General features: G+C 49.1%; 23 protein-coding genes. 14 read left to right on the plus strand and 9 right to left on the minus strand.

What is annotated here, in order from left to right; all coding sequences use genetic code 11:
* Nucleotides 1–13 precede the first annotated feature (13 nt).
* On the minus strand, nt 14–2,827 hold the full coding sequence (locus C8D85_RS08070) for an FAD-binding and (Fe-S)-binding domain-containing protein (RefSeq protein ID WP_133561456.1): 2,814 nt from the start codon (nt 2,825–2,827) through the stop codon (nt 14–16).
* 301 nt (nt 2,828–3,128) lie between these two features.
* Between C8D85_RS08070 and C8D85_RS08075 the strand changes: the two genes are divergently transcribed.
* The gene (locus tag C8D85_RS08075; RefSeq protein WP_133561458.1) at nt 3,129–3,902 is read left to right on the plus strand and encodes an FCD domain-containing protein; all 774 of its coding nucleotides are present in this window, start codon (nt 3,129–3,131) and stop codon (nt 3,900–3,902) included.
* Here the strand turns inward: C8D85_RS08075 and C8D85_RS08080 are convergent.
* Nucleotides 3,892–5,178 (minus strand): MATE family efflux transporter, encoded by a 1,287-nt coding sequence (locus tag C8D85_RS08080; RefSeq protein WP_133561877.1) that lies wholly within the window; start codon nt 5,176–5,178, stop codon nt 3,892–3,894. The genes C8D85_RS08075 and C8D85_RS08080 overlap by 11 nt on opposite strands.
* A 392-nt stretch (nt 5,179–5,570) precedes the next feature.
* Between C8D85_RS08080 and C8D85_RS08085 the strand changes: the two genes are divergently transcribed.
* Both C8D85_RS08085 and C8D85_RS08090 read left to right on the plus strand, forming a co-directional pair.
* A complete protein-coding gene (locus C8D85_RS08085; protein WP_133561460.1) occupies nt 5,571–5,768 on the plus strand; it encodes a hypothetical protein in 198 nt (65 codons plus the stop codon).
* The gene (locus C8D85_RS08090) at nt 5,761–6,201 is read left to right on the plus strand and encodes a globin domain-containing protein (RefSeq protein ID WP_133561461.1); all 441 of its coding nucleotides are present in this window, start codon (nt 5,761–5,763) and stop codon (nt 6,199–6,201) included. Before C8D85_RS08085 ends, C8D85_RS08090 begins: the two co-directional genes overlap by 8 nt.
* Nucleotides 6,202–6,212: 11 nt before the next feature.
* Here C8D85_RS08090 and norR read toward each other — a convergent pair whose 3' ends face one another.
* Nucleotides 6,213–7,787, minus strand: a complete 1,575-nt coding sequence (norR, locus tag C8D85_RS08095; protein WP_133561463.1) for a nitric oxide reductase transcriptional regulator NorR — start codon at nt 7,785–7,787, stop codon at nt 6,213–6,215.
* A gap of 219 nt (nt 7,788–8,006) precedes the next feature.
* Between norR and hmpA the strand changes: the two genes are divergently transcribed.
* Nucleotides 8,007–9,200: an NO-inducible flavohemoprotein gene (hmpA, locus tag C8D85_RS08100; RefSeq protein WP_133561465.1), complete on the plus strand. Its 1,194-nt coding sequence runs from the start codon at nt 8,007–8,009 to the stop codon at nt 9,198–9,200.
* 251 nt (nt 9,201–9,451) lie between these two features.
* Here hmpA and C8D85_RS08105 read toward each other — a convergent pair whose 3' ends face one another.
* The 4 genes from C8D85_RS08105 to C8D85_RS08120 all read right to left on the minus strand — a co-directional run bounded on the left by C8D85_RS08105 (nt 9,452) and on the right by C8D85_RS08120 (nt 13,395).
* Nucleotides 9,452–10,609, minus strand: a complete 1,158-nt coding sequence (locus tag C8D85_RS08105) for a GNAT family N-acetyltransferase (RefSeq protein WP_133561467.1) — start codon at nt 10,607–10,609, stop codon at nt 9,452–9,454.
* A gap of 322 nt (nt 10,610–10,931) precedes the next feature.
* On the minus strand, nt 10,932–11,732 hold the full coding sequence (gene aroE / locus C8D85_RS08110; RefSeq protein ID WP_133561469.1) for a shikimate dehydrogenase: 801 nt from the start codon (nt 11,730–11,732) through the stop codon (nt 10,932–10,934).
* Between the two features lie 43 nt (nt 11,733–11,775).
* Nucleotides 11,776–12,708: an oxygen-dependent coproporphyrinogen oxidase gene (gene hemF, locus C8D85_RS08115; protein ID WP_280524918.1), complete on the minus strand. Its 933-nt coding sequence runs from the start codon at nt 12,706–12,708 to the stop codon at nt 11,776–11,778.
* 84 nt (nt 12,709–12,792) lie between these two features.
* Nucleotides 12,793–13,395 (minus strand): TetR/AcrR family transcriptional regulator, encoded by a 603-nt coding sequence (locus C8D85_RS08120; protein WP_133561473.1) that lies wholly within the window; start codon nt 13,393–13,395, stop codon nt 12,793–12,795.
* A gap of 265 nt (nt 13,396–13,660) precedes the next feature.
* Here C8D85_RS08120 and C8D85_RS08125 point away from each other — a divergent pair, with 265 nt between their 5' ends.
* The 8 genes from C8D85_RS08125 to C8D85_RS08160 all read left to right on the plus strand — a co-directional run bounded on the left by C8D85_RS08125 (nt 13,661) and on the right by C8D85_RS08160 (nt 20,930).
* The gene (locus C8D85_RS08125; protein ID WP_133561475.1) at nt 13,661–14,467 is read left to right on the plus strand and encodes a transporter substrate-binding domain-containing protein; all 807 of its coding nucleotides are present in this window, start codon (nt 13,661–13,663) and stop codon (nt 14,465–14,467) included.
* Nucleotides 14,468–14,522: 55 nt separating this feature from the next.
* A complete protein-coding gene (locus tag C8D85_RS08130) occupies nt 14,523–15,185 on the plus strand; it encodes an amino acid ABC transporter permease (protein WP_133561477.1) in 663 nt (220 codons plus the stop codon).
* Nucleotides 15,186–15,194: 9 nt separating this feature from the next.
* Entirely contained in the window at nt 15,195–15,857 is a 663-nt protein-coding gene (locus tag C8D85_RS08135) for an amino acid ABC transporter permease (protein ID WP_133561479.1), read from the plus strand.
* Nucleotides 15,854–16,576: an amino acid ABC transporter ATP-binding protein gene (locus tag C8D85_RS08140; RefSeq protein ID WP_133561481.1), complete on the plus strand. Its 723-nt coding sequence runs from the start codon at nt 15,854–15,856 to the stop codon at nt 16,574–16,576. Before C8D85_RS08135 ends, C8D85_RS08140 begins: the two co-directional genes overlap by 4 nt.
* A 70-nt stretch (nt 16,577–16,646) precedes the next feature.
* A complete protein-coding gene (locus C8D85_RS08145; RefSeq protein WP_133561483.1) occupies nt 16,647–17,606 on the plus strand; it encodes a dihydrodipicolinate synthase family protein in 960 nt (319 codons plus the stop codon).
* Nucleotides 17,597–18,541: a 4-hydroxyproline epimerase gene (locus tag C8D85_RS08150; RefSeq protein WP_133561485.1), complete on the plus strand. Its 945-nt coding sequence runs from the start codon at nt 17,597–17,599 to the stop codon at nt 18,539–18,541. The genes C8D85_RS08145 and C8D85_RS08150 overlap by 10 nt, the downstream gene beginning before the upstream one ends.
* A 51-nt stretch (nt 18,542–18,592) precedes the next feature.
* Nucleotides 18,593–19,846 (plus strand): NAD(P)/FAD-dependent oxidoreductase, encoded by a 1,254-nt coding sequence (locus tag C8D85_RS08155; RefSeq protein WP_244936965.1) that lies wholly within the window; start codon nt 18,593–18,595, stop codon nt 19,844–19,846.
* 67 nt (nt 19,847–19,913) lie between these two features.
* Nucleotides 19,914–20,930, plus strand: a complete 1,017-nt coding sequence (locus tag C8D85_RS08160; protein WP_133561487.1) for an Ldh family oxidoreductase — start codon at nt 19,914–19,916, stop codon at nt 20,928–20,930.
* A gap of 107 nt (nt 20,931–21,037) precedes the next feature.
* Here C8D85_RS08160 and C8D85_RS08165 read toward each other — a convergent pair whose 3' ends face one another.
* On the minus strand, nt 21,038–22,552 hold the full coding sequence (locus C8D85_RS08165; RefSeq protein WP_133561489.1) for an aldehyde dehydrogenase (NADP(+)): 1,515 nt from the start codon (nt 22,550–22,552) through the stop codon (nt 21,038–21,040).
* 166 nt (nt 22,553–22,718) lie between these two features.
* Nucleotides 22,719–23,393 (minus strand): GntR family transcriptional regulator, encoded by a 675-nt coding sequence (locus C8D85_RS08170; protein ID WP_133561491.1) that lies wholly within the window; start codon nt 23,391–23,393, stop codon nt 22,719–22,721.
* 271 nt (nt 23,394–23,664) lie between these two features.
* Here C8D85_RS08170 and C8D85_RS08175 point away from each other — a divergent pair, with 271 nt between their 5' ends.
* Together C8D85_RS08175 and gabT are read left to right on the plus strand one after the other, a co-directional pair.
* Nucleotides 23,665–25,131 (plus strand): NAD-dependent succinate-semialdehyde dehydrogenase, encoded by a 1,467-nt coding sequence (locus C8D85_RS08175; protein ID WP_133561493.1) that lies wholly within the window; start codon nt 23,665–23,667, stop codon nt 25,129–25,131.
* Between the two features lie 87 nt (nt 25,132–25,218).
* Entirely contained in the window at nt 25,219–26,496 is a 1,278-nt protein-coding gene (gene gabT / locus C8D85_RS08180) for a 4-aminobutyrate--2-oxoglutarate transaminase (RefSeq protein ID WP_133561495.1), read from the plus strand.
* Nucleotides 26,497–26,513: the final 17 nt, after the last annotated feature.

The following is a 26,513-nucleotide window of genomic DNA, read 5'->3' on the forward strand; positions in this document are numbered from 1 at the left end:
TATTTATATCAACCTAAGCTGTTGCCAGCTGATCCACTAGATACACTATCGATTGATATTCAATCCCCGAATGTTCGGTTAGGCCTATCTCGCAGGTACGGGAGTTGGAGTAACCGACTTCGCAGTCTTGTACGGCGCTTTTCAGGGTTTTCAGGGCGCTTTGGTTTAACTCTGGTGTGCTGAAGCCTTTGTCGCCAGCAAAGCCACAGCAGGTGATATCTGGTGGGATAACCACTTCGTCAGCCAGTTGCTGTGCTAAGTTCACAAAGGTTTGCCCAAGTCCCATGCGAGTGGTGCTACAGGTGATGTGCAGCGCCATTTTCGGGATCTTGCTTTCGATATTTAGATTCACCATGGCGAATTCAGAAAGGAACTGCACTTGTTCGTAAAGCTTCAATGCTGGATCTAACGATTCCTTCATACGTAATAAACATGGACTGGTGTCACAGACCACTGGCAGTTCACCTTGTTGGCTGGCTTGCATCAGTAAGGTGTTGAGATCGTTGGCTTTTTGCTCCGCTGCAGCGAATTGCCCTTTGGATTGGAAAGCCATGCCACAGCATTGGCTTTCAATCCCATTAGGTACAATCACGTTATAGCCCGCTTTTTCCAGTACAGACAGCATAACGTCCATGACAGGACGTTTGTCCTCGGCATTTGGCCCAGCACCCATCACACGGGTGGCGCAGCTTGGTACGTAGACCACGCTTGGACGACCAGCTTGTGCGACCCCAATGCGTTGTTTAGGCATGGATGCAGCCGTTGGCATTTGTGGGTGCCATTTTGGAACCACACCGCCCGTTACACTATTGGCAACGCCAGTTACGGCTTTCATACCACCGTTACCCAAGATATTGCGCATACCGCCTGCCACCGCTAGGCCAGCACGGGCAGTCTTAGTGACACCTTCAAAGTGATCCGCCACCCAGTAGCCGACCTTAGTGTCATCGTATCGATCATGGCGCAGTTCACGGGTCAGATCACCGGTATTGATACCGACGGGACATTGCATCGAACACAGGCCGCAAGCAGCACAGGTATCCACTCCTTGGTAAGCGTATTCTTCGCGTAACTCTGTCAGACGTTCTGGTGATTCACCCGAGCGCTCTAAACGCTGAATTTCTCGCCACAATACAATACGCTGACGCGGCGTTAAGGTCAGTGCTCGAGAAGGACATGCATGCTCACAGAAGCCACATTCGATACAAGTATCCACTTTATCGTTTGCCTGAGGCATTGGCTTAAGGTTCTCAACGTGAATGTTGGCGTTGTGCGTCAAGATGACATCAGGGTTGAGTAAACCCTTGGGATCAAAGGCTTTTTTCAATTGCCACATGATGTCGTAGGCTTGTTGCCCCCACTCAAGCAGCACATAGGGCGCCATATTGCGACCGGTACCGTGTTCCGCTTTCAAAGAGCCGTTGTATTTCACCGCGACCAACTGTGCGACTTCGTCCATTAGGGCTTCGTAGCGTTTTACTTCCGCAGGATCGTCAAACCCTTGAGTAAAGACAAAATGCAAGTTGCCTTCTAAGGCATGGCCAAACAAGATCGCTTCGCTGTAGCCGTATTTTTGGAACACGCCCTGAAGCTCCAATACGCCTTCCGCCAATTGTTCCACGGGAAACGCCACGTCTTCGATAATCACCGTAGTGCCGACTTTACGTACCGCACCGACCGCTGGGAACATGCCTTTGCGGATCTTCCAATAGGTGTCGTATAAGCCTTTTTCTTGAGTGAATTCAATCTCATACAGTGCATTCATCCCCTGTAGAGACTGTGTAATCTTAGCCACTTTTTGCTCTAGCTCTGCCGCGGTTGAGCCGCGCACATCCACTAGTAAGCCCGCTACCTCATCGCCAAGGTCTTTGAGCATTTCTGGCATGCCAGGTTTGCCTTCTACGGTACGAAGGCCAGCACGGTCTATCAGCTCCACTGCGGAAACGGGTGTGCTTTTCAGCACGGTCACCGCACGACACGTGGTTTCCATATCGGGGAAGTAGATTAGGGCTGCGGCTTTGATCGGGTGCTCTTCGACCGTGTGGTAAGTCACTTCACTGATAAAACCTAAGGTTCCCTCTGAGCCGATCATTAAGTGCATCAGGATCTCAAATGGGTCGGTAAAATCCACCAAACTGTTCAAACTGTACCCGGTGGTGTTTTTTAGCCTGTATTTGTGTCTGATTTTGTCTGCTAAATCGCTGTTATTTTGTACACCATAAGCAAGTGTTTCCAATGTAGATAGCAAATCTGAGTGGCTTTCTCGAAATGCTGTACGACTGTTCTCATCCGCCGTATCGAGCAATGTGCCATCTTCAAAGATAATGCGCATGCTTTTCACAGTGTGATAGCTATTTTGCGCCGTACCGCAACACATGCCACTGGCATTATTCGCGGCAATCCCACCGATCATACAGGCGTTAATCGACGCTGGATCAGGGCCGATCTTGCGCTGATAAGGTGCGAGCAATTGATTGGCACGAGCGCCGATGATGCCTGGCTGTAACGACACGGCATGACCATGATCGTGAATGCGGTAGCCTTTCCATTGGTCTGACAATTGAATCAGCACCGAATCCGTCACCGCTTGCCCAGACAAGCTAGTTCCTCCTGCACGAAACGTGACAGGGATGTCCAGCGCTCGGGTACATTGCAGTACGAAGCGAACCTCATCTTCGTTGTGCACACGCACCACCAATTGCGGCACCATACGATAGAAGCTGGCATCGGTTCCGTAGGCAAGGGTACGCAAAGGGTCATGGATAAGTCGTTCGTCATCGATACGCTCAACGAGCTGGGTGTACAGAGCTTGATAGGGCAGTTTCATAAGGGCATCCAGTTTTTATGATGAGGACTGGCAATCACTCATCACGTAACTTATTAAATTCTTTTAATATAAATTGGTAATACCAATTTACCTTTGTTATTTTTCATGACAATAGAAACCTTTTTGTAAATTGTCAAACTGTACATTTATAAGAAATTAGCGACTTTTAGGCTATATTTTTACTTGTTTTACCAATTTTATGGTTATTAACAAAATTCTATTTCCCTGTTGATAAACTTAATATTGGTCATACCAATAATGATTTTATCTTTTAAAACAATACGTCTAGTAAGAGAAAAATATGACTCAGCGCCCCTTTCAGCGAGCAAAACAGACCAAAATATCCGATCTCATCATGCAAGAGCTAGAAAGTATGATTTTGGACGGTACGTTTAAAGCAGGGCAAAAATTACCGCCAGAACGAGAATTAGCAGAACGCTTTGAAGTGTCACGCCCATCATTAAGAGAAGCGATACAAAAACTGGCTGCTCGCGGCGTGGTGGCCACCAAGCACGGTGGAGGGACTTACGTATCCGACCAGATCGGTTCTTCGTTTACCGACCCGCTGCAAGCCCTGTTAAGTTCACATGATGAGTTTTTGTATGATCAATTAGAGTTTCGCGATGCTTTGGAAGGGTTATCGGCTTACTATGCAGCGCTGCGTGCGACCGATGCGGACAAGGCGATGCTCACTCAGCGTTATGAAGCCTTATTAGAAGCAAACCGCCAGCAGGATGCTCAGCAAGAATCCAAGCTAGACGCTGAATTTCATATGGCCATTGCAGAATGCGCTCACAATGTCGTGTTATTGCACACCCTACGTAGCTTATTCGCGATTTTAGAGAACAGTATTTCTGCCAATTTAAGCAATTTGTTTGAGAAGAAAGCGGCTCGCGGGCAAGTCATGACACAACACAAAGCGCTTTATGAAGCGATCATGGCAGGCAAACCGGAAGAAGCCCGTGCTGCCGTACACTCGCATTTAGTCTTTGTCGAAGACCACTTATTGAAGATGCGCCGCGAGGAATCGCGAATACAACGCTCCCTGCGACGCAGTGAAAACGCTAACCGCTGAACCACACACCTTTTATAAGGTTACGGCGATAACACCACCACAGTGTCACGGCACGGGCGATAAAGAACAGCGCCATGCTGAGCCATAAGCCATGATTGCCCAGCCCTTGGGTGATAAACCATAATGGGAAGAAGATCCCTAACACGCTGATAATCATGGTGTTTTGCATCTGCTTTACACTGGTGGTGCCGATGAAAATGCCATCGAGCATGTAGGACCAAATACCCAACAGAGGAAAAGCAATCAACCACGGTAGGTACAGTTTGGCTTGCGCTCGAACCGACTCAACGCTGGTCAGCAAATCAATGATTAAGCCGCCAAAGGCAGTGAAAATCAGCATCAGAAGCACGGCTGCGACGACAGCCCAATAGGTTGATAAGCGGATAACTTTTTGGAACAGCTCGCGGTTTTTACGGCCCAGATATTCGCCACATAGGGCTTCCACGGAAAAGGCAAAACCGTCCAAGGCATTGGAGATAATCATTAGAAAGGTCATCAGCACCGCGTTGGCCGCAAGTATGGCATCCCCTTGACGTGCGCCTTGAGCGGTAAAGAAGGTCATTACTGTCAGTAGCAAGATCGTTCTCACAAACAAGTAACGATTTACCTGTACCAATTCGATGTAAGTACGCCATTTCGAAAGATCAACTAGCGGTACATGACCATCAAAACGCTGTAACTGCTTCGCAGCCAATACCAGCGCAAACACCACGCCCAAATAGTGCGATGCGACAGTCGCCCAAGCCACACCAACACTGGCCATCTCCCATTGGTACACTGCGATATAGTCGAGCACCATATTGGCAAGGTTAATCACCAATAGCATCCAAAGAGGGCCTTTGGAGTATTGCACACCAAAGAACCAGCCCATCAAGGCATAATCCGCCAGCACTGCAGGAGCACTGTAAATCCGTGCTTCGCAATAAGCGCGTGCCCAAGGCTCTAATTCTGCACTTGGCGCCATAAAGTAGATCGCCAATTCGATAATGGGTGCTTGGAACACAATCAGCAGCAAACCAATCCCAATCCCCATCGCAAGAGACTGCAATAACAAGGCACGCACTTGTCGGCCATCTTCACGGCCCAGCGCTTGAGCCGTTAGTCCTGTAGAGCCCATACGCAAAAAACCAAATGCCCAAAACAAGAAACTATAGATGCTGGCACCAATCGCGACCGCACCAAGGTGAATAGCAGTGCCTAAATGTCCCACCACCGCAGTGTCGACTAAGCCCAATAAAGGCGTAGTGATGTTAGACACCATGGGTGGCCACGCCATATGCCAGATCTTGCGGTTCAATTCACCGTCTCGTTTAAAGCGTTTTACAAGCTGTTGAAAACTCAAGCTAAGCCTCGGAAATTGCTAATCTGTGAACATCCACTAATTGTGGATAACTAATTTTCTCTATTCGCCACTCACACAACAATCAGCCTGTGGACATTATCGCCTGTTATACACAAAACCGCTTATATTAGACAGTTTTCAACTGCTGATAGAATAAAATCGTGTTTTTATATCCACAAAAGCATCGTTATCCACAGACTAGCAGGGAAGGTTACGTCTTTATCAAAATGTATTGACATCTGGATAACTGAGCGTTTTTTCCACAATTTGCTTTAAAATGGTCGGTATTTTGCTAAACTCGGCGGCGAAAATTTTGGGGAATGGTTATGAAAAAAACATTAAAACCGATTTTAGAAGGCCTTGCAGTAGGCTGTGTCTTTATCAGTATTACCATGCTGTTTGAGATTCCATTTTACATGAGCTTAATCATCGGTGCATTGGCAGCGCTCGGTGGCTACCGTAACTCGATTAAAATGGACAAAGAAAAGTCAGAAAAAGCAGCGGCGAACAAACAAGATGACTGAGGCTTCAACTCGGCCAGCATTCGGTGAGGGCGATGCGACTCTGCAAGCAGTAGGGGGCATGGAAGGCTTAACGAAGCTGGTGCATAACTTTTACCGTATCATGGCGGAAACATCAGACTACCGTCCGTTATTTGAGATGCACCCACAGCCCATCGACACCTCTATTGATAAATTGGTGTTGTTCCTGCACGGCTGGATGGGCGGTGAGCGAATGTACGCTAAAAAATACGGTCAAATCGCTTTGCCACGGGCCCACGCACACTTACAAGTGAACGATAAAGAGCGCCTGATGTGGCTTAACTGCATGTCCGATGCCATCCGTGATCTAGGCTATCCGGAAGAGTTACGAGCTTATTTGGTCTCAGCGTTTAGCGTTCCAGCAGGTCGTATTCAGCAGGTGAGCCAAGCCACACACGGCCAAGGATCTGAATAAGCACGCTAGCGCTAAGAGTTACGTTGTTTCGTGACTTCAATGCCTAAACGTTTAGCCAAACGAACCAAGTTCGCACGATCCATCGCCAATGATCGTGCGGCTTGCGCCCAATTCAGCCCCGCCTGATCCAACGCCTGTTGGATAGTTTGACGTTGAAAATCTTCTGTTGCCTGTTTTAGATCTTGGATCTCAGCTGTATCTAACCCTATCTTGTTTGGTTGCTCTTTGAGTGATTCTTTTGGCACTGAAAACGCGTCCACTAGCCCTGTTAAGTGCATGGGCTCAATTCTCGTAATCCCTTGATTAGTATTACTTTTTGCCAATAGCGCCGCACGAGACAAGACGTGCTCTAGCTCGCGAACATTGCCCGGCCAACGATACGCTTTCAGCCACTCACTGGCTTTAGGGGAAAGGGTTAACTGCTGCAGGCCGAACTTACGACGCAATTGTTCTGCGAAAAATCCCGCCAATAGCAGTACATCACCATTACGTTCGCGCAAAGGCGGCACAGCAATCGGAAACACACTCAAGCGATGGTATAAATCGGCGCGAAAGCGCTTTTCCACCACTTCTTGTTTAAGATCTCGGTTAGTGGCTGCGATGATGCGCACGTCTACGTATTCGATCTTATCTTTGCCTACGGCTTGGATTTCTTGGTTTTGAATCGCCCTTAACAGGCTACCTTGGGCTTCCAAAGGCAGCTCACCAATTTCATCAAGAAACAAAGTGCCACCGTGAGCCAAGGTAAACTTACCAACACGGTCACGATCCGCGCCTGTAAATGCCCCTTTAACATGACCAAACAGCTCACTCTCAATCAGATTTTCCGGAATCGCGGCGCAGTTTACGTACACCATGGGGGCTTGAGCCCGTTTCGAAGCACGATGCAAAGTACGCGCGACTAACTCTTTACCTACGCCGGTTTCGCCTTCGATCAATACTGCCAAATCCGCAGGAGCGACCAGCTCCAAGTGCTGCTTCAAAGTCAGCATGGCTTGGCTTTGGCCGATCATTTCCGTGGCTTCTTTGTTCAAGGCATCTTCGCTGAGCTCGACAAGCAATTCTTCGGCATGTTTCGATTTGCGCTCCAAACGCGCCAGCAACATGGCGGTATTTAAGCTCATCGCGGCCATGGTGCCGACGATTTCCAACGCTCGGGCATCAATCGAATCAAACGCTCCAGGCGTCATACTGTCGAGCGTCACCACCCCAAGCATATTGCCTTGCACGTACAAAGGAATGCCCATGCAGGCATGCACAGGCAGGCCATCATCAAAACCAGACACCATGCCATCGTAAGGATCGGGAAGGGAGCAGCCAGTCGGAAAGCGTACCGGCTGGTACGCATCGCAGATCTCGGTAAAGCGTGGATGCTCGCTAATGTTAAAGCGACGTCCCATGACATCATCCATCAAGCCCTGCTGGGCCAGTGGCAATAGCAAATCACCTTTACGCTCTAACAAAACCACCGCATCACAATCAACGGCTGCACGTATAGCGCGAATCAGTCGTTCAAAGCGATCTTCTAGGGTAACAGCGCTGGCCAAATCCAGGGCAAAACGCAGCAAAGCATCCGTGGAAATCATGACATTACTCGTATTTATCAGATAAGAGTCATTATGACTCGAAAGGATTAAAATGACACTTGATAAAACGTGTCACTTTGACATAAATCAGATTTATAAAAAACAGTAAGCATATGATTTATATAGGTTTTATTTTTTGGCATTAAATTCGCTATAAGTAAATCAAATAGCTCATGTTTAGAGCCCTTGAAACACCTACTTATAGTGGAGACGTTAAAAATGCTTTCTCAAACTCATATCGATACCGTTAAGGCAACCATTCCTGTTCTAGCATCCGCTGGCACCGCCATTACTGAACACTTTTACAACCGTATGTTTACTCATAACCCTGAGCTAAAAGACGTGTTCAACATGTCACACCAAGCCACAGGTCGCCAGCCAGCCGCGCTGTTTAATGCTATTGCCGCTTACGCTACTCATATCGATAACCTAGAAGTGCTAACGGGTGCGGTGATGCGCATTGCTCATAAACACACCAGCTTTAACATTCAAGCGGATCAATACGCTATCGTCGGCCACCATCTGATTGAAACCCTACGTGAGCTACTCGGTGACGCTTTCACAGCAGATATTGAAGAAGCATGGGACGCAGCCTACCAGCAACTGGCTGATATCTTTATCCAAATCGAAGGTGACCTGTACAAAGCCAATGCAGCGAAAAACGGCGGTTGGGAAGGTTTCCGAAAATTCCGCGTTGCCAAAAAGCAAACTGAATCTGAATTGGTCACAAGCTTTACTTTTGTACCCGTTGACGGTGGTAATGTGGTGGACTTCCAGCCTGGTCAGTACCTAGGTATCAAAGTTCACCCGAACAACCATGAGTTTGATGAGATCCGCCAGTATAGTCTTTCTACCGCAGCGAACGGTCAAAGCTACCGCATCAGCGTCAAACGTGAGCTAGGAGACGTAAAAAATGGTGTGGTTTCCAACTACCTACACGACAGTATCGAAGAGGGCGACGAAGTAGAGCTCATGCCACCTGCAGGCGACTTCCATTACCAAGAACGCCAACGTCCAGTGGTCTTGATCTCCGCAGGCGTTGGTTTAACACCAATGAACGCCATGCTTGATACCTTAGCAAGCCAAGGCAGCCAAAACCCCATTTTCTACCTACACGCTTGCCGCAACCCACAGCAACACTCGTTTGCAGAACATGTTGAGGGTCTAGCTCAAACACTCAACCTGACTCACTACACTTGGCTAGAAAACGGCGCACCAGAGAACACTGAGCGTGTCTTGGCGGGCCAAATGCAGCTAGGGCAGATCTCTGAAATCCTGCCGCTGGCGGATGGTGATTTCTACTTGTGTGGCCCAGTAGGCTTTATGATGTTTATCAAAGAACAACTGCTCAGCCTAGGCGTCAGCGATGATCGCATTCACTACGAAGTCTTTGGCCCACATCAGAGTTTTTAAAGCAAAAGACTCAATGTAGGACCGCGGTTTCCGCGGGAAAGAAACTCTGATTCGCGAGGCTTTTCCCTCGCACAGCGAGGTCCTACAACCTACTGTAGGACCGCGGTTTCCGCGGGAATGGAGCTATGATTCGCAGGCTTTTTCCCTCGCACTGCGAGGTCCTACAACCTACTGTAGGACCGCGGTTTCCGCGGGAATGGAGCTATGACTCGCAGGCTTTTTCCCTCGCACAGCGAGCTCCTACAAAATATTCAGCCCTGCTTAAACGGCAATAGTGCGTGGGTATCTTGATGGTACTCACGTACGGCTTTGGCTTCTTCTTGGCAGAAGTTGCCAATCGCTTCACGAAAGCCGGGGTTATCGATGTAATGTACGCTGTGGCTAAACACCGGCTCGAAGCCACGGGCGATTTTGTGTTCCCCTTGAGTGCCTGGATCAAAATGCTGTAACCCTTTTTCGATACAGAACTCGATGCCTTGGTAGTAACAGGCTTCAAAGTGCAGGCAGTCAAATTCCTCGATACAACCCCAATAACGGCCATAAAGTGAGTGATCGTCGAAGAAACACCAAGAAGCGCCTACCGGCTGATCACCTTTGTAGGCCAGCACCAGCAGAATCTGCTCGGCCATGCTTTTCACCAGCTGTTGAAAGAAAGCTTCGCTGAGATACCCCGTCTGACCACGTTTAGCGTAGGTGCTTTGGTAGCAAACATAGAAGAATTGCACTTCTTCTGGGGTTAACTCAGGACCCAGCTTGCGCTCTAAACGAAGGCCCTGCTGAGCGATCTTGTCACGCTCTTTACGGGCACTTTTGCGCTTACGGCTGGAGAAGTGGCTAAAGTAGTCCTCCATGGACTGATAGCCTTTGTTAAACCAATGGAACTGGCAGGAAATACGGTGCAGATACTCATCGGATTGCCCTAAATGCTCGGCCAAGTGCTCGCGGCAAAACAGCAGATGCCAGCTGGAAAACTCACGCTCTTGGTTAGCTTGGGTAATAACAGGTGCAAGCGCCGCGTACAAAGACACGTATTCTTCCGAATGCCCCGTTGGATCAAGATGAGTAAATAAACGCGGCCCCGTGACAGGGGAGTAAGGCACCGCCCAAACGCGCTTTGGGTAATACTGATAACCATAGCGTTGGTAAGCATCGGCCCAAGACCAATCGAACACAAATTCCCCATGGGAATGGGTTTTCAAGAAGGTGGGAGCAATGGCTAATGGCGCGTCATCGTCTTCCATCACCAGCAAATACTCTGGATACCAGCCTGTGCCATCGCCTAGACAGCCATGTTCCTCTAAAGCTTGGTAAAACGCATATTGCGCAAAAGGATAGGAGGTCTCGCCAATAGCTTGTTGCCAGCGCTCGTAGCCAATATCCGCTACCGATGCAAACCATTGAGCTTTCATGGAACCTCCCTAGAACAAGAATGTTAAAAGGCATAAGTTATCGTCTTCGAGTCGGCTCAACAGCACATCCCTGTGCTGGTTAGCCGATGCCGTCATCCTGACGGCAGCTCTCAGACTGATAACTCATACCTAAAAAGTATGCTGATCTCTTACAAAGATCATGAACTCATCTGAGTAAAGTCGTTTGGTTCAAGCTACGCTGATGTGAGCATCGATAAGAATCGAACGAAGGTCAGCCATCAGGATGATGGCGAAGGCTCAATCGGCACAAGGATGTGCCGTCTGAGCCTGACCGAAGACGATTCTTATTGAGTGGAATGACCTACATCTCAGCTCGAAGCTTTTCAATCACTGGTGCTTGAGCTGGGCGCTGGTGCAGCCACATAAAGAAGGCTTCCGCCGCTTGGCCAACCAACATTCCTAAACCGTCGGCACCTTGTGCACCACGGGCAAAGGCCCACTGCATAAATACGGTTGGTTCCGCGCCATAGACCATGTCGTAGACCCATGTTTTATCGTTCACGAGACTATCTTTCAAAGGAGGAAGCTCGCCGCCAAGGCTGGCAGAGGAACCATTGATAATAATATCGAAAGGTCCTTTTAGGTCATCAAAGCTTGAATAGTCGCAGTTGAAAAGCTGTGCCAGTTCTTCGGCTTTCGCGACCGTTCGGTTCGCAATCACCACGATATCAGGGTTTTGTGCCATCACCGGACCTAACACACCGCGCACAGCACCACCGGCACCGATTACCAAAATACGTTTGTCTTTAAGTGGTTGCTCAAGTACTTTGACGATGTCGCGCACCATGCCTGCACCATCAGTGTTATCACCATAGAGTTCGCCATTTTTGCCCATCATCAGGGTATTCACGGCACCCGCTTGCTCAGCACGTTTGCTTAGCTTGTCGCACATATCGAAGGCACGCTGCTTGAAAGGAACAGTGACGTTCATGCCTACTCCACCGTCAGCAAAGAAGTCTCGCACTTGCTGCTCAAAGCCTTCTAAATCGCCCAAGATTTTACGATAGTTCACCGCCAGCCCCAGCTGCTCAGCAAACGCATGATGGATTTCTGGGGATTTACTGTGTTCGATTGGATTACCGATAACCGCAAGCTGTTGCACTTTAGAACCTCTAACTCAGAAAAATATTACTTAGTAGAACCCATTACGCTGTGTGGCGATTGAGCCAATCACGTCCGGTGAGATAATAATCCGTCAACGCCGCTTCAGGGCTGCCTTCTTCAGGCTCGTAGCCATAAGTCCACTTTACTTCCGGTGGCAACGACATCAGGATGGATTCGGTACGACCTGCGCCGCTTTGCAAACCAAAGTGGGTACCACGGTCAAACACCAGATTAAACTCCACGTAACGACCGCGACGGTGCAATTGGAAGTCACGCTCGCGCTCACCAAACGGTGTGTCTTTGTGTTTAGCAAGGATTGGCTCATAAGCTTCAATGTAGCCGTTGCCGACCGCTTGCATCAAGGCAAAGCTCTCTTCAAACGGTAACTCATTGAAATCATCAAAGAAAACACCACCGATACCACGATGTTCTTGACGATGTTTTAAGAAGAAGTACTCATCACACCAGGCTTTGAAGCGGTCGTAATACTCCTCGCCAAATGGCGCAAGAGAGTCGAAGGCTTGCTGGTGCCATTGGATACAGTCTGCATCATCACCGTAATATGGGGTCAGATCAAAGCCACCACCAAACCACCAAACTGGATCGAGGCCTTCTTTATGAACCACGAACAAGCGCACATTAGCGTGAGAGGTTGGGGCGTAAGGATTATTCGGATGAATGACTAAGGAAACGCCCATGGCTTCAAAGCTGCCACCGGCTAATTCTGGGCGGTCTGCAGTGGCTGAAGGAGGCAGTCGATCGCCACGAACATGAGAGAAGTTTACCCCACCTTTTTCGATGACGTCCCCAGCCAACACACGCGTACGCCCCATGCCACCGTTATCACGTTGCCAAGCGTCTTCATGAAAACGTGCCTCAGGTTCAAACGCTTCAAGACGCTGACAAATCTGGTCTTGCAGGCCCATCAAATAGGTTTTGACGGCAGCAATTTTATCCTCAGTTAATACAGTCACACAGGGCTCCAATCCATCCGATACAAAGTCTCTGCATTCTAACATTCTTACAAGGCAACACAGAACGACTGAAATGCAATAAGCTTAAATGCGATCTACCAAAGTACGCCAAGGCGCAACCGCTAATTCAAACTCTTCTGCCTTGCCCGTTGCAGAGGCCACAACCGTCGCACCATGTAGGCTAGCAAGAATTTGACTAGCGTAGGCACGTGCTTCTTCGGTCGGCATCCAGTCTTTTTTCATGTACGACACCACGGTCGACAACCAATCCATTTTCAACTCGTAAAAAGCGGTAAGCTCTGCTTGGGTTGCCTCATCTAGCAGACTTTTCTCTGCTGTCAGGACAGTTGATAAGCCCAACACATCCTGCTTGACCGTTTCTTTTGCCATAGCATCAATAAACTTATTCAGTGCTTTCTGCGCTGCTTGTCGTTTTTTCTTAGGCAGTTTTAAGCCTTGCTCAAAGGTTTCTCGATGACGTCGCATCACAGCTGTAGCCAGATCCCCTTTGGTCGGAAAATGGTAGTGAACACTTGCACTTTTGATCCCCACTGCTGCCGCCACATCGCGAAAACTCATCGACTTATAGCCATGTTCAATAATCGCCTGCTCGGCCACATCCAGAATCTTCACCTTAGTTGGGTTTTCTGGTTTTGTGGGGGCATCTAAGGTGGACTGCATATCCATTTCGCTCGCTCCTTATGCTGTGCTTGATCGTATTTTCACCACTAAAACCCTATCAGAAGATAGAGACATAGTCCTACTTTATAAGCTAAATGATTAATTTTTCTGACTTTCCTACAAAAAAATTACCTCTTTTATAAAAAATCACTTCTAGTAGCCCTTACTGATTTTGAATTTTTTTTGAACAACATTATTGACGCTCACATACCTCACATGTATTTTGGATACAAAATACAGATCAATAAAAACCGATAGAGGAACAAGTACGATGAAACGTCAATTAACGGCTTTACTCGCAACAACGGCCATGATGGTGACCGCAAACGTTCAAGCTGACACGCTCGATAATGTGGTGGATCGCGGCACACTTCGTTGCGGTGTGGTGCTGGATTTCCCGCCCATTGGCTACCGTGATGCGAACAATGAGCCTGCTGGCTTTGATGTGGAATACTGCCAAGATTTGGCGAAGTCATTGGAAGTCGAAGCGGAGATCATGCCGGTAACCTGGTCCGAGCGTTTACCAGTGATTGCGACAGGTCGCGCAGATGTAGTATTCGGAGCGACGTCTGACACCTTGGCCCGTGCTCGTACTGTTGGTTTTAGTATCCCTTACGCAATTTACTTCTCTCAAGGCGTCGTCAATGCCGAAAGTGGCATCAGCTCTTTTGAAGATATTCACGGTAAACGTGTTGCGGCAGCGTTGGGCACCATGCCAGAACAAGAATGGTTGAAAATCGCCGAACAATGGGGCGAAACCAATCTGTACCAAAGCTACCAGTCAGAAAACGAAGTGTTCCTAGCAGTAGCACAAGGTAAAGCAGACATTGGCTTAACCACAAACACTGCTGTGAAAGCCATCACTCAGCAATACGACAGCCTAGACCCAGGTCCACGTATGCCTTGGACTCCGGACTACACCTCGATTGTTGGCAAACGCCAAGACGTCACTTGGCTTAACTACCTCAACTTGTTTGTGACGCATCAAGTACGTTCTGGCCGTTACGACGAGCTTTGGAGCAAGTACGTAGGCGCTGATCAAGCACCTGAGTTACGTATCCCAGGTGTTCTTTACTAAGCACTCAGTGGCGATGCGCCTTATGTCTTCATAAGGCGCTGTATGAGGTAGAACTATGTTTGAATACAACTTCCACTGGCGACCAGTGCTGAAGACTTTGCCTGACTTAATTCAGGCAGGGTTGACCACTTTAGAGGTCGCAACGCTGTCAATGGTCATCGGCATTCTATTGGGGCTGTGCTTGGCCTTAATTCGAATGAACATGAACGGCCCTTTAAAATGGTTTGCCGTGTCATGGATTGAAATGGCCCGCAACACACCTGCGCTGTTCCAATTGTTCTTTTTTGGCTTCGGCCTAGGTGCGATTGGTATTAACTTGACGCCTTACACCATTATCTTGGCAGGTCTGAGTTTTAACTGTGCGGGTTATCTTGCTGAAAACTTTCGTGGTGGCTTCCAAGCCGTGCCGGACACTCAGCTAAAAGCGGCGCGCTGTTTGGGGATGAACGCTTGGCAAGCCTACACTCGCATTGTGATTCCACAAGTCTTTAAGGTGATTTACCACCCGATTACAAACCAAATGGTTTGGGCAGTATTGATGTCTTCATTGGGCATGCTGATCGGCTTTCGTGAGCTCAGTGGTGAAACGCAATTCTTCGCCAGCCGCACGTTCCGTATTTTCGAGTACTTTGCCGTCACCGCGGTGCTGTATTACGTCATCGTCAAAATCATCTTAGCAGCCAGTCGTTTATTGGCCATGCGCCTGTTCCGTTACTAGGAGAATACCATGCAAGATTCCATCAGTTTCTTCACAGGTTTTGGCGTCAATGATCTATGGTTCTTAGGTGAAGCGGCCTTAAAAACCCTATGGATTTCAGTGCTTTCCATTTCCATTGGCACCTTGCTAGGTACTTTCTTTGGTTGGGTTCTGCACGAAGGTAAGCTCGCGGCAACCTTAACCATTGCGCCTGTACTAGACGTTTTTCGCTCGGTTCCACTGATTATTCAGTTAGTACTGTTCTATAACTTCGCGCCCATCATTGGCTTGAACTTTGATCCGTTTGTATCAGGCGTGGTGATCTTGACGTTCTACACCGCCGCACTGGTCGCTAACGTTGCTCGAGGTGGCATCGAGGCCGTGCCTCCTTCTATGCGCCGTGCATCTCGCTCCTTGGGCATGAGCTACTGGCAAGACCTGTTCCACGTGGTGCTTCCTATTGGTGGTCGTGCCGTATTCCCTGCATGGATTGGCGTTGTACTAGGGGTGATGAAAGACAGTGCTTTGGTATCGGTATTGGGTTATGTGGAGCTTTTAAAAGCCAGCCAAGTATTGATCACTCGTACCCAAGAACCTCTTCTTATTCTGGCAATCGCAGGGGCATTTTACTTCGCTCTGTCCTATCCGATTTCGCGTTACGCACACAAGTTTGAACAAAGGTGGTCAAAATGATTCAAGTTCGCGACCTACATAAGCACTTTGGCGATTTACACGTCCTCAAAGGCATTAATCTAGACGTTAATAAAGGTGAGGTGCTATCGGTCATCGGTTCCTCAGGTTCCGGAAAATCCACCTTGTTGTACTGCCTAAACAGCCTAGAGCAAATTCAGCAAGGCTCTGTTCATGTGGATGGTATCGACGTTCATGCCAAAAGCACGGACGTCAATAAGCTGCGCCAAAAGCTAGGTATGGTGTTTCAACAATGGAACAGCTTTCCGCACCTAACGGTGCTAGAAAACGTGGCCTTAGCACCGCGTATTGTGAAGGGGAAATCCAAAGAAGAAGCCATCGCGATGGCAGAAAAGCAGCTTAAGCACGTGGGCTTGGGCGATAAGTTTAAACACTATCCCAACTCATTATCTGGTGGGCAACAACAGCGTCTTGCCATTGCTCGTGCATTAGCGATGGAACCAGAATACATGCTGTTTGATGAAGCGACCTCCGCTCTAGACCCTGAAAAAGTGGGGGAAGTGCTCGATACCATGCGTCTCTTAGCAGAAGAAGGAATGACCATGATTTGCGTCACCCATGAAATGGGGTTTGCCAAAGAAGTTTCCGATCGTGTGGCTTATTTTCATCACGGCATTATGGAAGAGATTGGCCCACCAGAACAAATTTTTGGAGCGCCACAATCCGAACATACCCGCAAGTTCTTAGCGAACGTGCGTTAACACTTAAAACACTATATGTTGAGAGCAGGACACTGCGCTCATCGAGATATTTTTCACAAGGTAAATAATCATGAACAAAGACGTATTCAACGGCGTTATGCCAGCTCTAATGACACCATGCAAAGCCGACCGTACTCCGGATTACGATGCATTGGTTAAGAAAGGCCACGAAATGATCGCAGCGGGTATGTCTGCAGTGGTCTACTGTGGCTCTATGGGTGACTGGCCATTGTTAACAGATGAAGAGCGTATGGAAGGTGTGGAGCGCCTTGTGAAAGCGGGTATCCCTGTTGTGGTGGGTACGGGCGCGATCAATACGAAGTCCGCTGTGGCGCATGCGGCGCACGCACAAAAAGTAGGGGCAGCAGGTTTGATGGTCATTCCTCGCGTGCTGTCACGCGGTACTGTGATTGAGGCTCAACGTAATCATTTCAAAGCGATCCTAGAAGCGGCTCCAGATGTACCAGCGATCATTTACAACAGCCCAGTGTACGGCTTTGCAACACGTGCAGATTTGTTCTTCAACCTGCGTTCTGAGCATCCAAACCTTATCGGTTTCAAAGAATTTGGTGGCGATGCAGACCTACGTTACGCAGCAGAAAACATTACCTCTAAAGACGATGAAGTCTTGTTGATGGTGGGTGTGGATACAGCAGTGTTCCACGGTTTCGTTAACTGTGGTGCGGTAGGTGCGATCACGGGTATCGGTACCGCGTTACCTAAAGAAGTGTTGTTGCTTGCCAATCTTTCTCGCATGGCAGCGCAAGGCAATGCGGAAGCGCGCGTTCGTGCCAAAGAGTTGGAAGAAGCGTTCAGCGTCTTGGCAAGTTTTGACGAAGGCCCAGAATTGGTACTGTTCTTCAAATATCTGCTTGTCCTAAACGGTGAAGAAGAGTATCGCTTACACTTCAACGAAACGGATGAACTGAACGATGCTCAGCGCCATTACTGTGAACAACAGTACTCGCTGTTCAAAGCTTGGTTTGCGGACTGGTCTAAACAAGGTGGAGTGATTGCTCAATGCTTGTAGTTGTCGATAGCCATACTGAAGGCGAACCGACCCGAGTGATTTTAGAAGGAGGCCCTGATCTTGGATCAGGGCCTTTGTCTGATCGGGCGAAACGTCTTGCAACAGAACATAAGGATTTTTACCGCTCCTTAGTAGTAGAACCTTACGGACAAGAAGCCATGGTCGGCGCGCTATTGGTAGAGCCTACCGATCCGAGCTGTGTCACCGGCGTGATTTACTTTGATGCCGCGGCCGTTATTGGTATGTGTGGTCACGGCACCATTGGCCTAGCCGCCACGCTGGCTCATATTGGCAAGATCGGTGTCGGCACCCACAAGATCGAGACACCAGTGGGCATTGTCGAAGTCACGTTAAGCGACAAAAACACCGTTACCGTGCAAAACATCGAAAGTTACCGCTTTAAGAAAGGCGTCGAGCTGGATGTAGAAGGCGTGGGTAAAGTGGTAGGGGACATTGCCTACGGCGGTAACTGGTTCTTTATTGTGGATGACAGCCCAACCCCAGTTCTACCAAACAATATTCGCACTCTCACCGAGGTGGGTATTAAGGTTCGTGAAACCATCTATGCCAACGGCATCGAAGGAGAACATGGCGGCATCATTGACCATATTGTGTTCTATGGACCGGCGTTAACCGATAAGGGTCACACCCGTAACTTCGTATTGTGTCCAGATGATGCCTACGACCGCTCCCCTTGTGGTACGGGTAGTTCAGCGCGCTTGTCCTGTTTGGCGGCCGATAACCGTTTAGCGCCAGGCGAGGAAATTTACCAAGAAAGCACCATTGGTAGCGGCTACACCTTAAGTTACCAAACAGGTAGCCAAGCAGGCGGTATTATCCCTTCTATTACTGGGCAAGCATTTATTACTCGTGAAGCAAAAATGGTCGTGAATCCCACAGACCCTCTGCGCCATGGAGTGACATTAACCGTGTGATGGCACGCGGTTAATCGTTTTTATATCGGATTTTTCTCGTTGAGGTGGGCTGTGAGTGATTCTCCTATGTATGACGTGATCGTCATTGGTGCCGGCATTATCGGCATTAGTAGTGCGTTAAAGTTACAACAAGAAGGCAAGCGGGTTCTGGTGTTAGACAGCAAAGGCGTCGCCGCTGAAACCTCCGCAGGCAATGCGGGTGCATTTGCCTTTGCCGATGTCATTCCGTTGGCAACGCCTGGAATTATGCGCAAAGCCCCCAAATGGTTGCTCGATCCACTGGGCCCTTTGTCGATTCGCCCAGCCTATGCTTTTAAAATCTTACCTTGGATGCTGCACTTTTGGCGTGCTAGCTGGAAGGACCGTTATGCGGCGGCGCTCAAAGCCCAAGCCGACTTGATGGAACTGTCAAAAGCCGCCTTAGAACGTCAAATTAAAGCAGTTGATGGGGAACACCTCATTCGCAGAGAAGGCCAGCTACAGCTATATGAAGGCGCAGCCGAATTTCAAGCCGCTTGGCCAAGCTGGCAAACGCGTAAAGCTCATGGTGTCAAATTTGAGCTACTCGAGAGCACTGAAGCCATCGCCAAGATTCAACCCGGTATTGATCCGCGCTTTACTCATGCGGGTTTTACCCCAGAGTGGAAAAACGTTGTCCATCCAAAAACTTGGACCGAGCATCTTGCTAACGTTTTCACAGAAATGGGAGGTGAAATTGAGTGCCATCAGGTTGACTCCATCGCTCCTCAAACGGATCACGTAGTGGTATTTACCGAAGGCCACTGCTTCCAAGGGCGCCAACTGGTGGTCGCTGCGGGCGCTTGGTCTAAGCAACTCGCTTCGCAATTAGGTGACAATGTACCTCTTGATACAGAAAGAGGGTACAACACGACCCTGCCTGCCGGTGCTTTTGAGCTGAAGACCCACATTACCTTTAGTAATCATGGCTTTGTGGTGACCAAAGCGGGAGACGGTGTCCGTATTGGCGGGGCAGTGGAGTTAGGCGGACTGTCCCTTGCGCCCAATTACCAGCGCTCTAAGATCCTGTTAGATAAAGCAGCGAAATTTTTGCCAGGGCTCAAAACAGAGCATGGTGAGCAATGGATGGGGTTTCGCCCTTCTATGCCAGACAGCTTGCCAGTTATCGGCTTCGCCAAAGACTGTTCGAGAGTTATTTATGCCTTTGGCCATGGGCATTTGGGACTTACCCAAGCAGCCGGTACCGCAGAGTTGGTGCATGACTTAGTTATGGGGCAAAACCCGAGTATTTCGATGTCTGCGTACTCTGCACAACGCTTTTCTTAAATTTTGTATCCAGTATACGTAGTATGCTTTAATCCTATAACAACATCCTGTGACGGACGGAGATTCCATGAGCGAGAACATTACCCTTAGCTTGGCGGAAGTACGCGAGCTAAGTGAGTCTGTACTAACCAGTAATGGCTTCAATGAAGCTCATGCTCAAGCCATTACCGATATCATCTACACGAACCAACTTGGCGATTGTCAGTCGCACGGTTTATACCGCCTATTTATGTGTACCGAGAGCATTCGTTCTGGACGCGTCAGCGGTACGGCTGAACCCACCATTACCGATGCAGGCCCAGCGGTGGTTCGAGCCGACGCCAATGACGGCATTTCATTACTCGCAATGAAAGCCGCGATGCCTATGTTAATTGAAAAAGCGAAGAAGAATGGCGTCGCAGCTCTGGCCATCAACCGCTGCTTTCACTTTTCTGCGCTTTGGCCTGAAGTGGAAATGCTCTCCGAAGCAGGCTTAGCCGGCATGGCCATGCTGCCAAGTCACGCTTGGGTGGCTCCAGCTGGCGGCACACGAGGCTTATTGGGTACAAATCCATTTGCGTTCAGTTGGCCACGTCAGGGTAAAGCACCCTTTACGTTCGACTTTGCCACCAGTCAGTTCGCACGAGGTGAGATTGAGTTATACCGCCGCGCCGGCAAGCCATTACCAGAAGGTGTCGCAATAGATAAAGACGGTCAACCAACCACCGACGCTGAGGCTGCAATGGACGGTGCTATGTTGACCTTTGGTGGCCATAAAGGCTCTGCACTTTCACTGATGATTGAGCTGATGGCAGGCCCATTAATCGACGACCTAACCAGTAAAGAAAGTATGGAAGCCGCTGGCGACAAACCAGAAGCACCTTATCATGGTGAAATCATCCTTGCCTTCGATCCATATTTATTGAGTGGCGGTCGAGTGGCCGAAAACAATGACCGAGCGGAACGCTTATTTGCGGACGTCATCGACCAAGGTGCGCGCTTGCCATCCCAGCGTCGCCAAGCCGCACAGGCGTTTAACTCGGAGCGTGACGCAGTGGAAATACCCAAAGCGCTTTACGATGAATTAGTCGCACTCAAGGCTTAAATCCATCGACTTAAGCTGGATAACAGGTTCGTTGCTCCGACAGGTAGGAATGGAAGGGGCAACCAAAAAGCGGTGTAGGACATCCCACACCGCTTTTCTTTTATACGCTAAACCAAGTCTTGCGGTAACAGTGCCGCGGGAATGTCTTGGAAACATACGGGACGAAGGAAGCGGCGAATCGCCATGGTGCCAACGGAGGTCGCTCCAAAGTTTGTGGAAGCAGGATATGGGCCACCGTGAACCATGCTGTCACAGACTTCTACGCCGGTAGGGAACGCATTCGCTAGGACACGGCCAGCCTTACGCTCTAGGATTGGCATAAAGCGTTTTGCGCTATCGATGTCGGCATCATCTAAGTGCAACGTACAAGTTAGCTGTCCTTCTAAGCTTGACGCGATGGCCAGCATTTCTGCTTGGTCTTCGGCGATGACGATCACTCCCAATGGGCCAAACACTTCTTCCGCTAAGGCTTCATTTGCGAGCCATTCTTTGGCAGTGGTTTGATACAAGTAGGGCGTTGCATCACGCAAATCACAGCTGGTAGCCAGTACTTCACGCACACCAGCGCTTTCGGCAATGCGCTTTTGGCCAGAGCGGTAAGCGTCGGCGATACCATCTGTTAGCATGGTTTGAGCAGGTACAGATGCTAGTGCCTCTTTTGCAGTGGTCACAAACTTTTCTGCGGCTTCGCCTTTAACCAGCACTGCAATACCTGGATTGGTACAGAACTGACCTGCGCCCATGGTTAATGAACCTGCCCAGCCTTTGGCCAGAGCTTCACCTCGATTTGAGATGGCATTTTCGAACAAAAACATAGGGTTAACGGAGCCCAGCTCACCAAAGAATGGAATCGGTTCAGGTCGTGCAGCACACAAGTCAAACAATGCTCGGCCACCTGCTAGAGAGCCAGTGAACCCTACAGCTTTAATAAGCGGGTGCTGCACCAGAGCTGAACCTACCTCACGATTACCACCTTGGATCAAGCTGAACACACCAGCTGGCATGTCACATTTCTGAATGGCGGCATGAATCGCTTCGGCGATGATTTCTCCCGTACCAGGGTGGGCACTGTGACCTTTCACCACAACGGGACAGCCTGCAGCCAAAGCAGAAGCGGTATCCCCACCTGCTGTAGAGAAAGCCAACGGGAAGTTAGAAGCACCGAACACCGCCACCGGGCCGATCGGGCGTTGCATTAGACGAAGGTCCGCTCGCGGTAAAGGTTGACGCTCAGGTAAGGCTTGATCATGACGACGGTCCAAGTACTCACCATCAAGAATATGCTGAGCAAACAATCGCAGCTGGCCACAGGTACGACCACGCTCGCCTTCTAGACGTGCCGCAGGTAAACCGGTTTCCGATGTGCCGATTTCAGTCACGGCTTCCGCACGGGCTTCGATTTCCTCTGCAATGGTATTTAAGAACGCGGCACGCTCTGCTCTAGAGGTGGCACTGAACTTATAAAAAGCGCTCTCTGCTGCTTGCACCGCCTGATCAACGAGGTCAACCGACCCTACGGAGAATGAGAAGTCATCTCCATGAGCAGGACTTGAACTAAATTGTTGTGCTGAGCTGACCCATTGGCCGGCAATCAAATGTTTTCCGTGGGGCGTGAACGTCATGGGGTTTCACTCCAATTAGATTAAAATGTATTTTGTATCCAATTTAATTGTTCACTATTTTTACTAGGCTGGCAAGGGGGCAAGACAGATTGCTAAGAGCTATAAAGAAAAAGACCCACGGATGAAATCATCGGTGGGTCTTTTAAGAAATAGAACAGTGCTAAAGTCAGTCGTTTAAGCGATTCTGCTTCACCAGTTCAATAACTTGGTTTTTAGTATTCACCAAGTGCGTTCGCAGCAGCGCCGTTGCTCCTAAAATATCTCGCTCGCGCGCCAATTTAAGTAAATCGTGGTGATCGTGGCTAGCGTTATCGCGTTTATCGAGCTTGCCGATGTGCATGCTGACATAACGGTTTGCTTGTAATGTCACGCGTTCTAGTAATTGCTCGGTTAAATGGCGTCCCGCAGCTTCATAAAGTTTACCGTGGTACTCCGCATTCAACGGCCCCCAGTCTGCGACATTGCCCGTTTGATAGGAGTCATCCATTTCTTTTAGGATGGCTTCACAAGCTTCAAAGTGGGTGTCGGTCATATTGGGGATGGAGCGAGCAAACAGATCCACTTCGAGCAGTGTTCGAACATCAAAGATTTCCGCAATTTCTTCAATCGTATGCTTCGTTACCGTTGCGCCGCGGTTGTTTTTAAAGACCAGCAAGCCTTCCGCATCGAGGCGTTTCAATGCTTCATGCACAGGCATACGCGAGACATCGTACTCTTCAGCAAGTAACTCCTGTCGAATCAAAGCGCCTTCTTCCAACTCGCCAGAGAGAATACGTTTGCGTAAATCCGCAACGATCACATCAGGTAAACTTTGACGAACTACAGCTCTCTTTTGGGCCAACTTAACTCACCTCTTTGCTTGAACTCAGTACGATATCGCTTTCCGGCTTCCACTCCTTCACAGCCCATCGCACAGCATTATTAGTGGGGCAGTATACCAAAATCCATGCCAGATAACTCCAACCTTGAAAAATCTGTGCAAAAGTTTGAGCCACACCAAACAAAGCATTGATAGCTTCACATTTTCCAACCAAGGTGGATCTCCTACTATCAATCTATTGCGGACTGTAAAGGTTCGAACACTGACATCTCATTATGAGTCTGGAGTTATTATGCAAGTAACATTAGCTCAACCAAACCTACTGAAAAACCAATCTTACGTGAACGGTGAGTGGGTAGCGGCTGATTCTGGTAAAACGTTCGCGGTGATCAACCCTGCTACAGGTGAGCACATTGTTGACGTTGCTGATATCGCAGCGGACGAAACAACTCGCGCTGTCGAAGCTGCCAATGCAGCACAGAAAGCTTGGCAGGGCAAAACTGCGAAAGAGCGTGCCACGCTTCTACGTAAGTGGAACCAGCTGATTCTTGATAACCAAGAAGATCTTGCGAAGCTAATGACTCTAGAACAAGGTAAACCGTTCGCAGAAGCGAAAGGCGAAGTGCTATACGGCGCGTCTTTCATCGACTGGTTTGCTGACGAAGCACGCCGTTTGTACGGAGATGTGATCCCAACGTTCGCAAACGACAAGCGCGTTTTGACTGTTAAACAAGCTGTGGGCGTTGTTGCAGCGATCACACCTTGGAACTTCCCAATTGCCATGATCACTCGTAAAGCCGGTCCAGCGCTCGCTGCAGGCTGTACGATCGTTATCAAGCCATCTGAAGAAACACCACTATGTGCGCTTGCACTGGCTGAGCTTGCGCACCAAGCAGGTATCCCAGCAGGTGTTCTAAACGTCGTGGTAGGTACTGATGCGAAGTCAATTGGCGGTGTACTAACCGGCAACCCAATCGTGCGTAAGTTGAGCTTCACTGGTTCAACGCCAGTGGGCAAATTGTTGCTATCTCAGTGTGCGCAAACGGTTAAACGTACGTCAATGGAATTGGGCGGTAACGCACCTTTCATCGTATTCGACGACGCAGATCTTGATGCAGCAGTAGAAGGTGCTATCGCATCGAAATACCGCAACGCAGGCCAAACCTGTGTTTGTGCGAACCGCATCCTTGTACAAGACGGCGTTTACGATGCCTTTGCTGAGAAATTGGCGAAGCGCGTAGCCGAATTCAAAACAGGTAACGGTTTCACTGAAGGCGTAAACATCGGTCCTTTGATCAACAAAGCTGCGGTTAACAAGGTTGAAGAGCTTGTGAACGATGCCGTGAGCAAAGGTGCGAAAGCATTGATCGGTGGCGCGAAAGCAGAACAAGCGGGCGAGCAATTCTTCGAGCCAACGATCCTAACGGGTGTAACACCAGACATGACGATCTTCTCTAGTGAGATCTTTGGTCCTGTGGCTCCGTTGTTCCGCTTTAGCACAGAAGAAGAAGCGGTAGAGATGGCAAACAATACCCCATTTGGTTTGGCATCTTACTTCTATTCCCAAAATATCGGCCGTATCTGGCGTGTTTCTGAAGGTTTGGAATACGGCATGGTCGGTATTAACGAAGGCATTATTTCCAGCGAAGTTGCGCCGTTTGGTGGTGTGAAAGAGTCTGGCAGTGGCCGTGAAGGTTCCAAGTACGGTATCGACGAGTACGTGGAAGTGAAATATCTATGCATGGGCGGCATTAACTAAGCCGACTTTTTCGCAACAGAAGACACATCTAAAGGCCAGTTGAACTGAAAGATGTGTCTGCTTTCTAATGTAGAGAGAACAAGACAAATGAACAACGCTAGCTTACAAGAACGCAAAGTAAACGCCATTGCACGTGGCCAAGGTAACATGGCTCCTGTGTACGTAGACCGTGCTCAGAACGCTGAGATTTGGGACGTTGAAGGCAACCGTCACATTGACTTCGGTGCAGGTATTGCCGTAGTGAACACGGGCCACAACCACCCAAAAGTTAAAGCGGCTGTACAAGCACAACTTGAGCGTTTCACACACACTTGTGTCATGGTTAGCCCTTATGAGTCTGCTGTTGCACTAGCGGAAAAACTAAACGCTGCAGCGCCTGGTAACACGCCGAAGAAATCTATCTTCGTCACAACCGGTGCCGAAGCGGTTGAGAACTGTGTGAAAATCGCACGTGCTTACACTGGCCGCCCAGGCATCATCGCATTCAACGGTGGCTTCCACGGTCGTACGAACATGACCATGGGTCTAACGGGTAAAGTAAACCCTTACAAGATCGGCTTTGGTCCGTTCCCAAGCGACATCTTCCACGTGCCATACCCAAATGAATACCTAGGTATCACTGAAGAGCAAGCGCTTGCTGACCTTCAAATGCGCTTCACTTGCGACATCGAGCCATCTCGTGTTGCGGCAATCATCATCGAGCCAGTACAAGGTGAAGGTGGTTTCTACATGGCTTCAGCAAGCTTCATGCAGAAACTACGCGCACTATGTGACGAGCACGGCATCCTATTGATCGCTGACGAAATCCAAGCAGGTTTCGCACGTACAGGTACCATGTTCTGCCACGAGCAAGCTGGTATCGAAGCTGACCTTATGACAGCAGCAAAAGGTATCGCGGGTGGTTTCCCAATCGCGGCAGTGGTTGGTAAAGCAGAGATCATGGACGCACCAATCCCTGGTGGTCTAGGCGGTACTTACGGTGGTTCTCCAGTAGGTTGTGCAGCCGGTCTTGCAGTATTCGACGTGATCGAAGAAGAAAACCTATGCGAACGTGCTAAGCAAGTTGGCGCGCGTTTCGTTGAGCACCTAAAAGGCCTACAAGCTGAATACCCACAAATCATTGGCGACGTGCGTAACGCTGGCGCAATGATCGCAGTGGAATTCGTACACGACGGTGACGTAAGCAAGCCATACCCAGAGCTAGCGAAAAACCTATCTGCTAAAGCGGCAGAAAATGGTCTAGTACTACTGTCTTGTGGTATCCGCGGTAACGTTATCCGCTTCCTACCTGCATTGACGATTGAAATGGAAATCATCGATGAAGGCATGGAAATCTTCAAGCGTATCTTCAAAGAGCTTGTTTAAGATTTCAGTTTTAACGG

Source organism: Marinomonas communis (genome assembly GCF_004363305.1).
Classification (GTDB): domain Bacteria; phylum Pseudomonadota; class Gammaproteobacteria; order Pseudomonadales; family Marinomonadaceae; genus Marinomonas; species Marinomonas communis.

Coding starts and splice junctions, on each gene's coding strand:
- C8D85_RS08070 (WP_133561456.1), bottom strand. CDS start 2,827: ATGAAACTGCCCTATCAAGCTCTGTACACCCAGCTCGTTGAGCGTATC.
- C8D85_RS08075 (WP_133561458.1), top strand. CDS start 3,129: ATGACTCAGCGCCCCTTTCAGCGAGCAAAACAGACCAAAATATCCGAT.
- C8D85_RS08080 (WP_133561877.1), bottom strand. CDS start 5,178: ATGGCGTGGCCACCCATGGTGTCTAACATCACTACGCCTTTATTGGGC.
- C8D85_RS08085 (WP_133561460.1), top strand. CDS start 5,571: ATGAAAAAAACATTAAAACCGATTTTAGAAGGCCTTGCAGTAGGCTGT.
- C8D85_RS08090 (WP_133561461.1), top strand. CDS start 5,761: ATGACTGAGGCTTCAACTCGGCCAGCATTCGGTGAGGGCGATGCGACT.
- norR (WP_133561463.1), bottom strand. CDS start 7,787: ATGATTTCCACGGATGCTTTGCTGCGTTTTGCCCTGGATTTGGCCAGC.
- hmpA (WP_133561465.1), top strand. CDS start 8,007: ATGCTTTCTCAAACTCATATCGATACCGTTAAGGCAACCATTCCTGTT.
- C8D85_RS08105 (WP_133561467.1), bottom strand. CDS start 10,609: ATGAAAGCTCAATGGTTTGCATCGGTAGCGGATATTGGCTACGAGCGC.
- C8D85_RS08120 (WP_133561473.1), bottom strand. CDS start 13,395: ATGGATATGCAGTCCACCTTAGATGCCCCCACAAAACCAGAAAACCCA.
- C8D85_RS08125 (WP_133561475.1), top strand. CDS start 13,661: ATGAAACGTCAATTAACGGCTTTACTCGCAACAACGGCCATGATGGTG.
- C8D85_RS08130 (WP_133561477.1), top strand. CDS start 14,523: ATGTTTGAATACAACTTCCACTGGCGACCAGTGCTGAAGACTTTGCCT.
- C8D85_RS08135 (WP_133561479.1), top strand. CDS start 15,195: ATGCAAGATTCCATCAGTTTCTTCACAGGTTTTGGCGTCAATGATCTA.
- C8D85_RS08140 (WP_133561481.1), top strand. CDS start 15,854: ATGATTCAAGTTCGCGACCTACATAAGCACTTTGGCGATTTACACGTC.
- C8D85_RS08145 (WP_133561483.1), top strand. CDS start 16,647: ATGAACAAAGACGTATTCAACGGCGTTATGCCAGCTCTAATGACACCA.
- C8D85_RS08150 (WP_133561485.1), top strand. CDS start 17,597: ATGCTTGTAGTTGTCGATAGCCATACTGAAGGCGAACCGACCCGAGTG.
- C8D85_RS08160 (WP_133561487.1), top strand. CDS start 19,914: ATGAGCGAGAACATTACCCTTAGCTTGGCGGAAGTACGCGAGCTAAGT.
- C8D85_RS08165 (WP_133561489.1), bottom strand. CDS start 22,552: ATGACGTTCACGCCCCACGGAAAACATTTGATTGCCGGCCAATGGGTC.
- C8D85_RS08175 (WP_133561493.1), top strand. CDS start 23,665: ATGCAAGTAACATTAGCTCAACCAAACCTACTGAAAAACCAATCTTAC.
- gabT (WP_133561495.1), top strand. CDS start 25,219: ATGAACAACGCTAGCTTACAAGAACGCAAAGTAAACGCCATTGCACGT.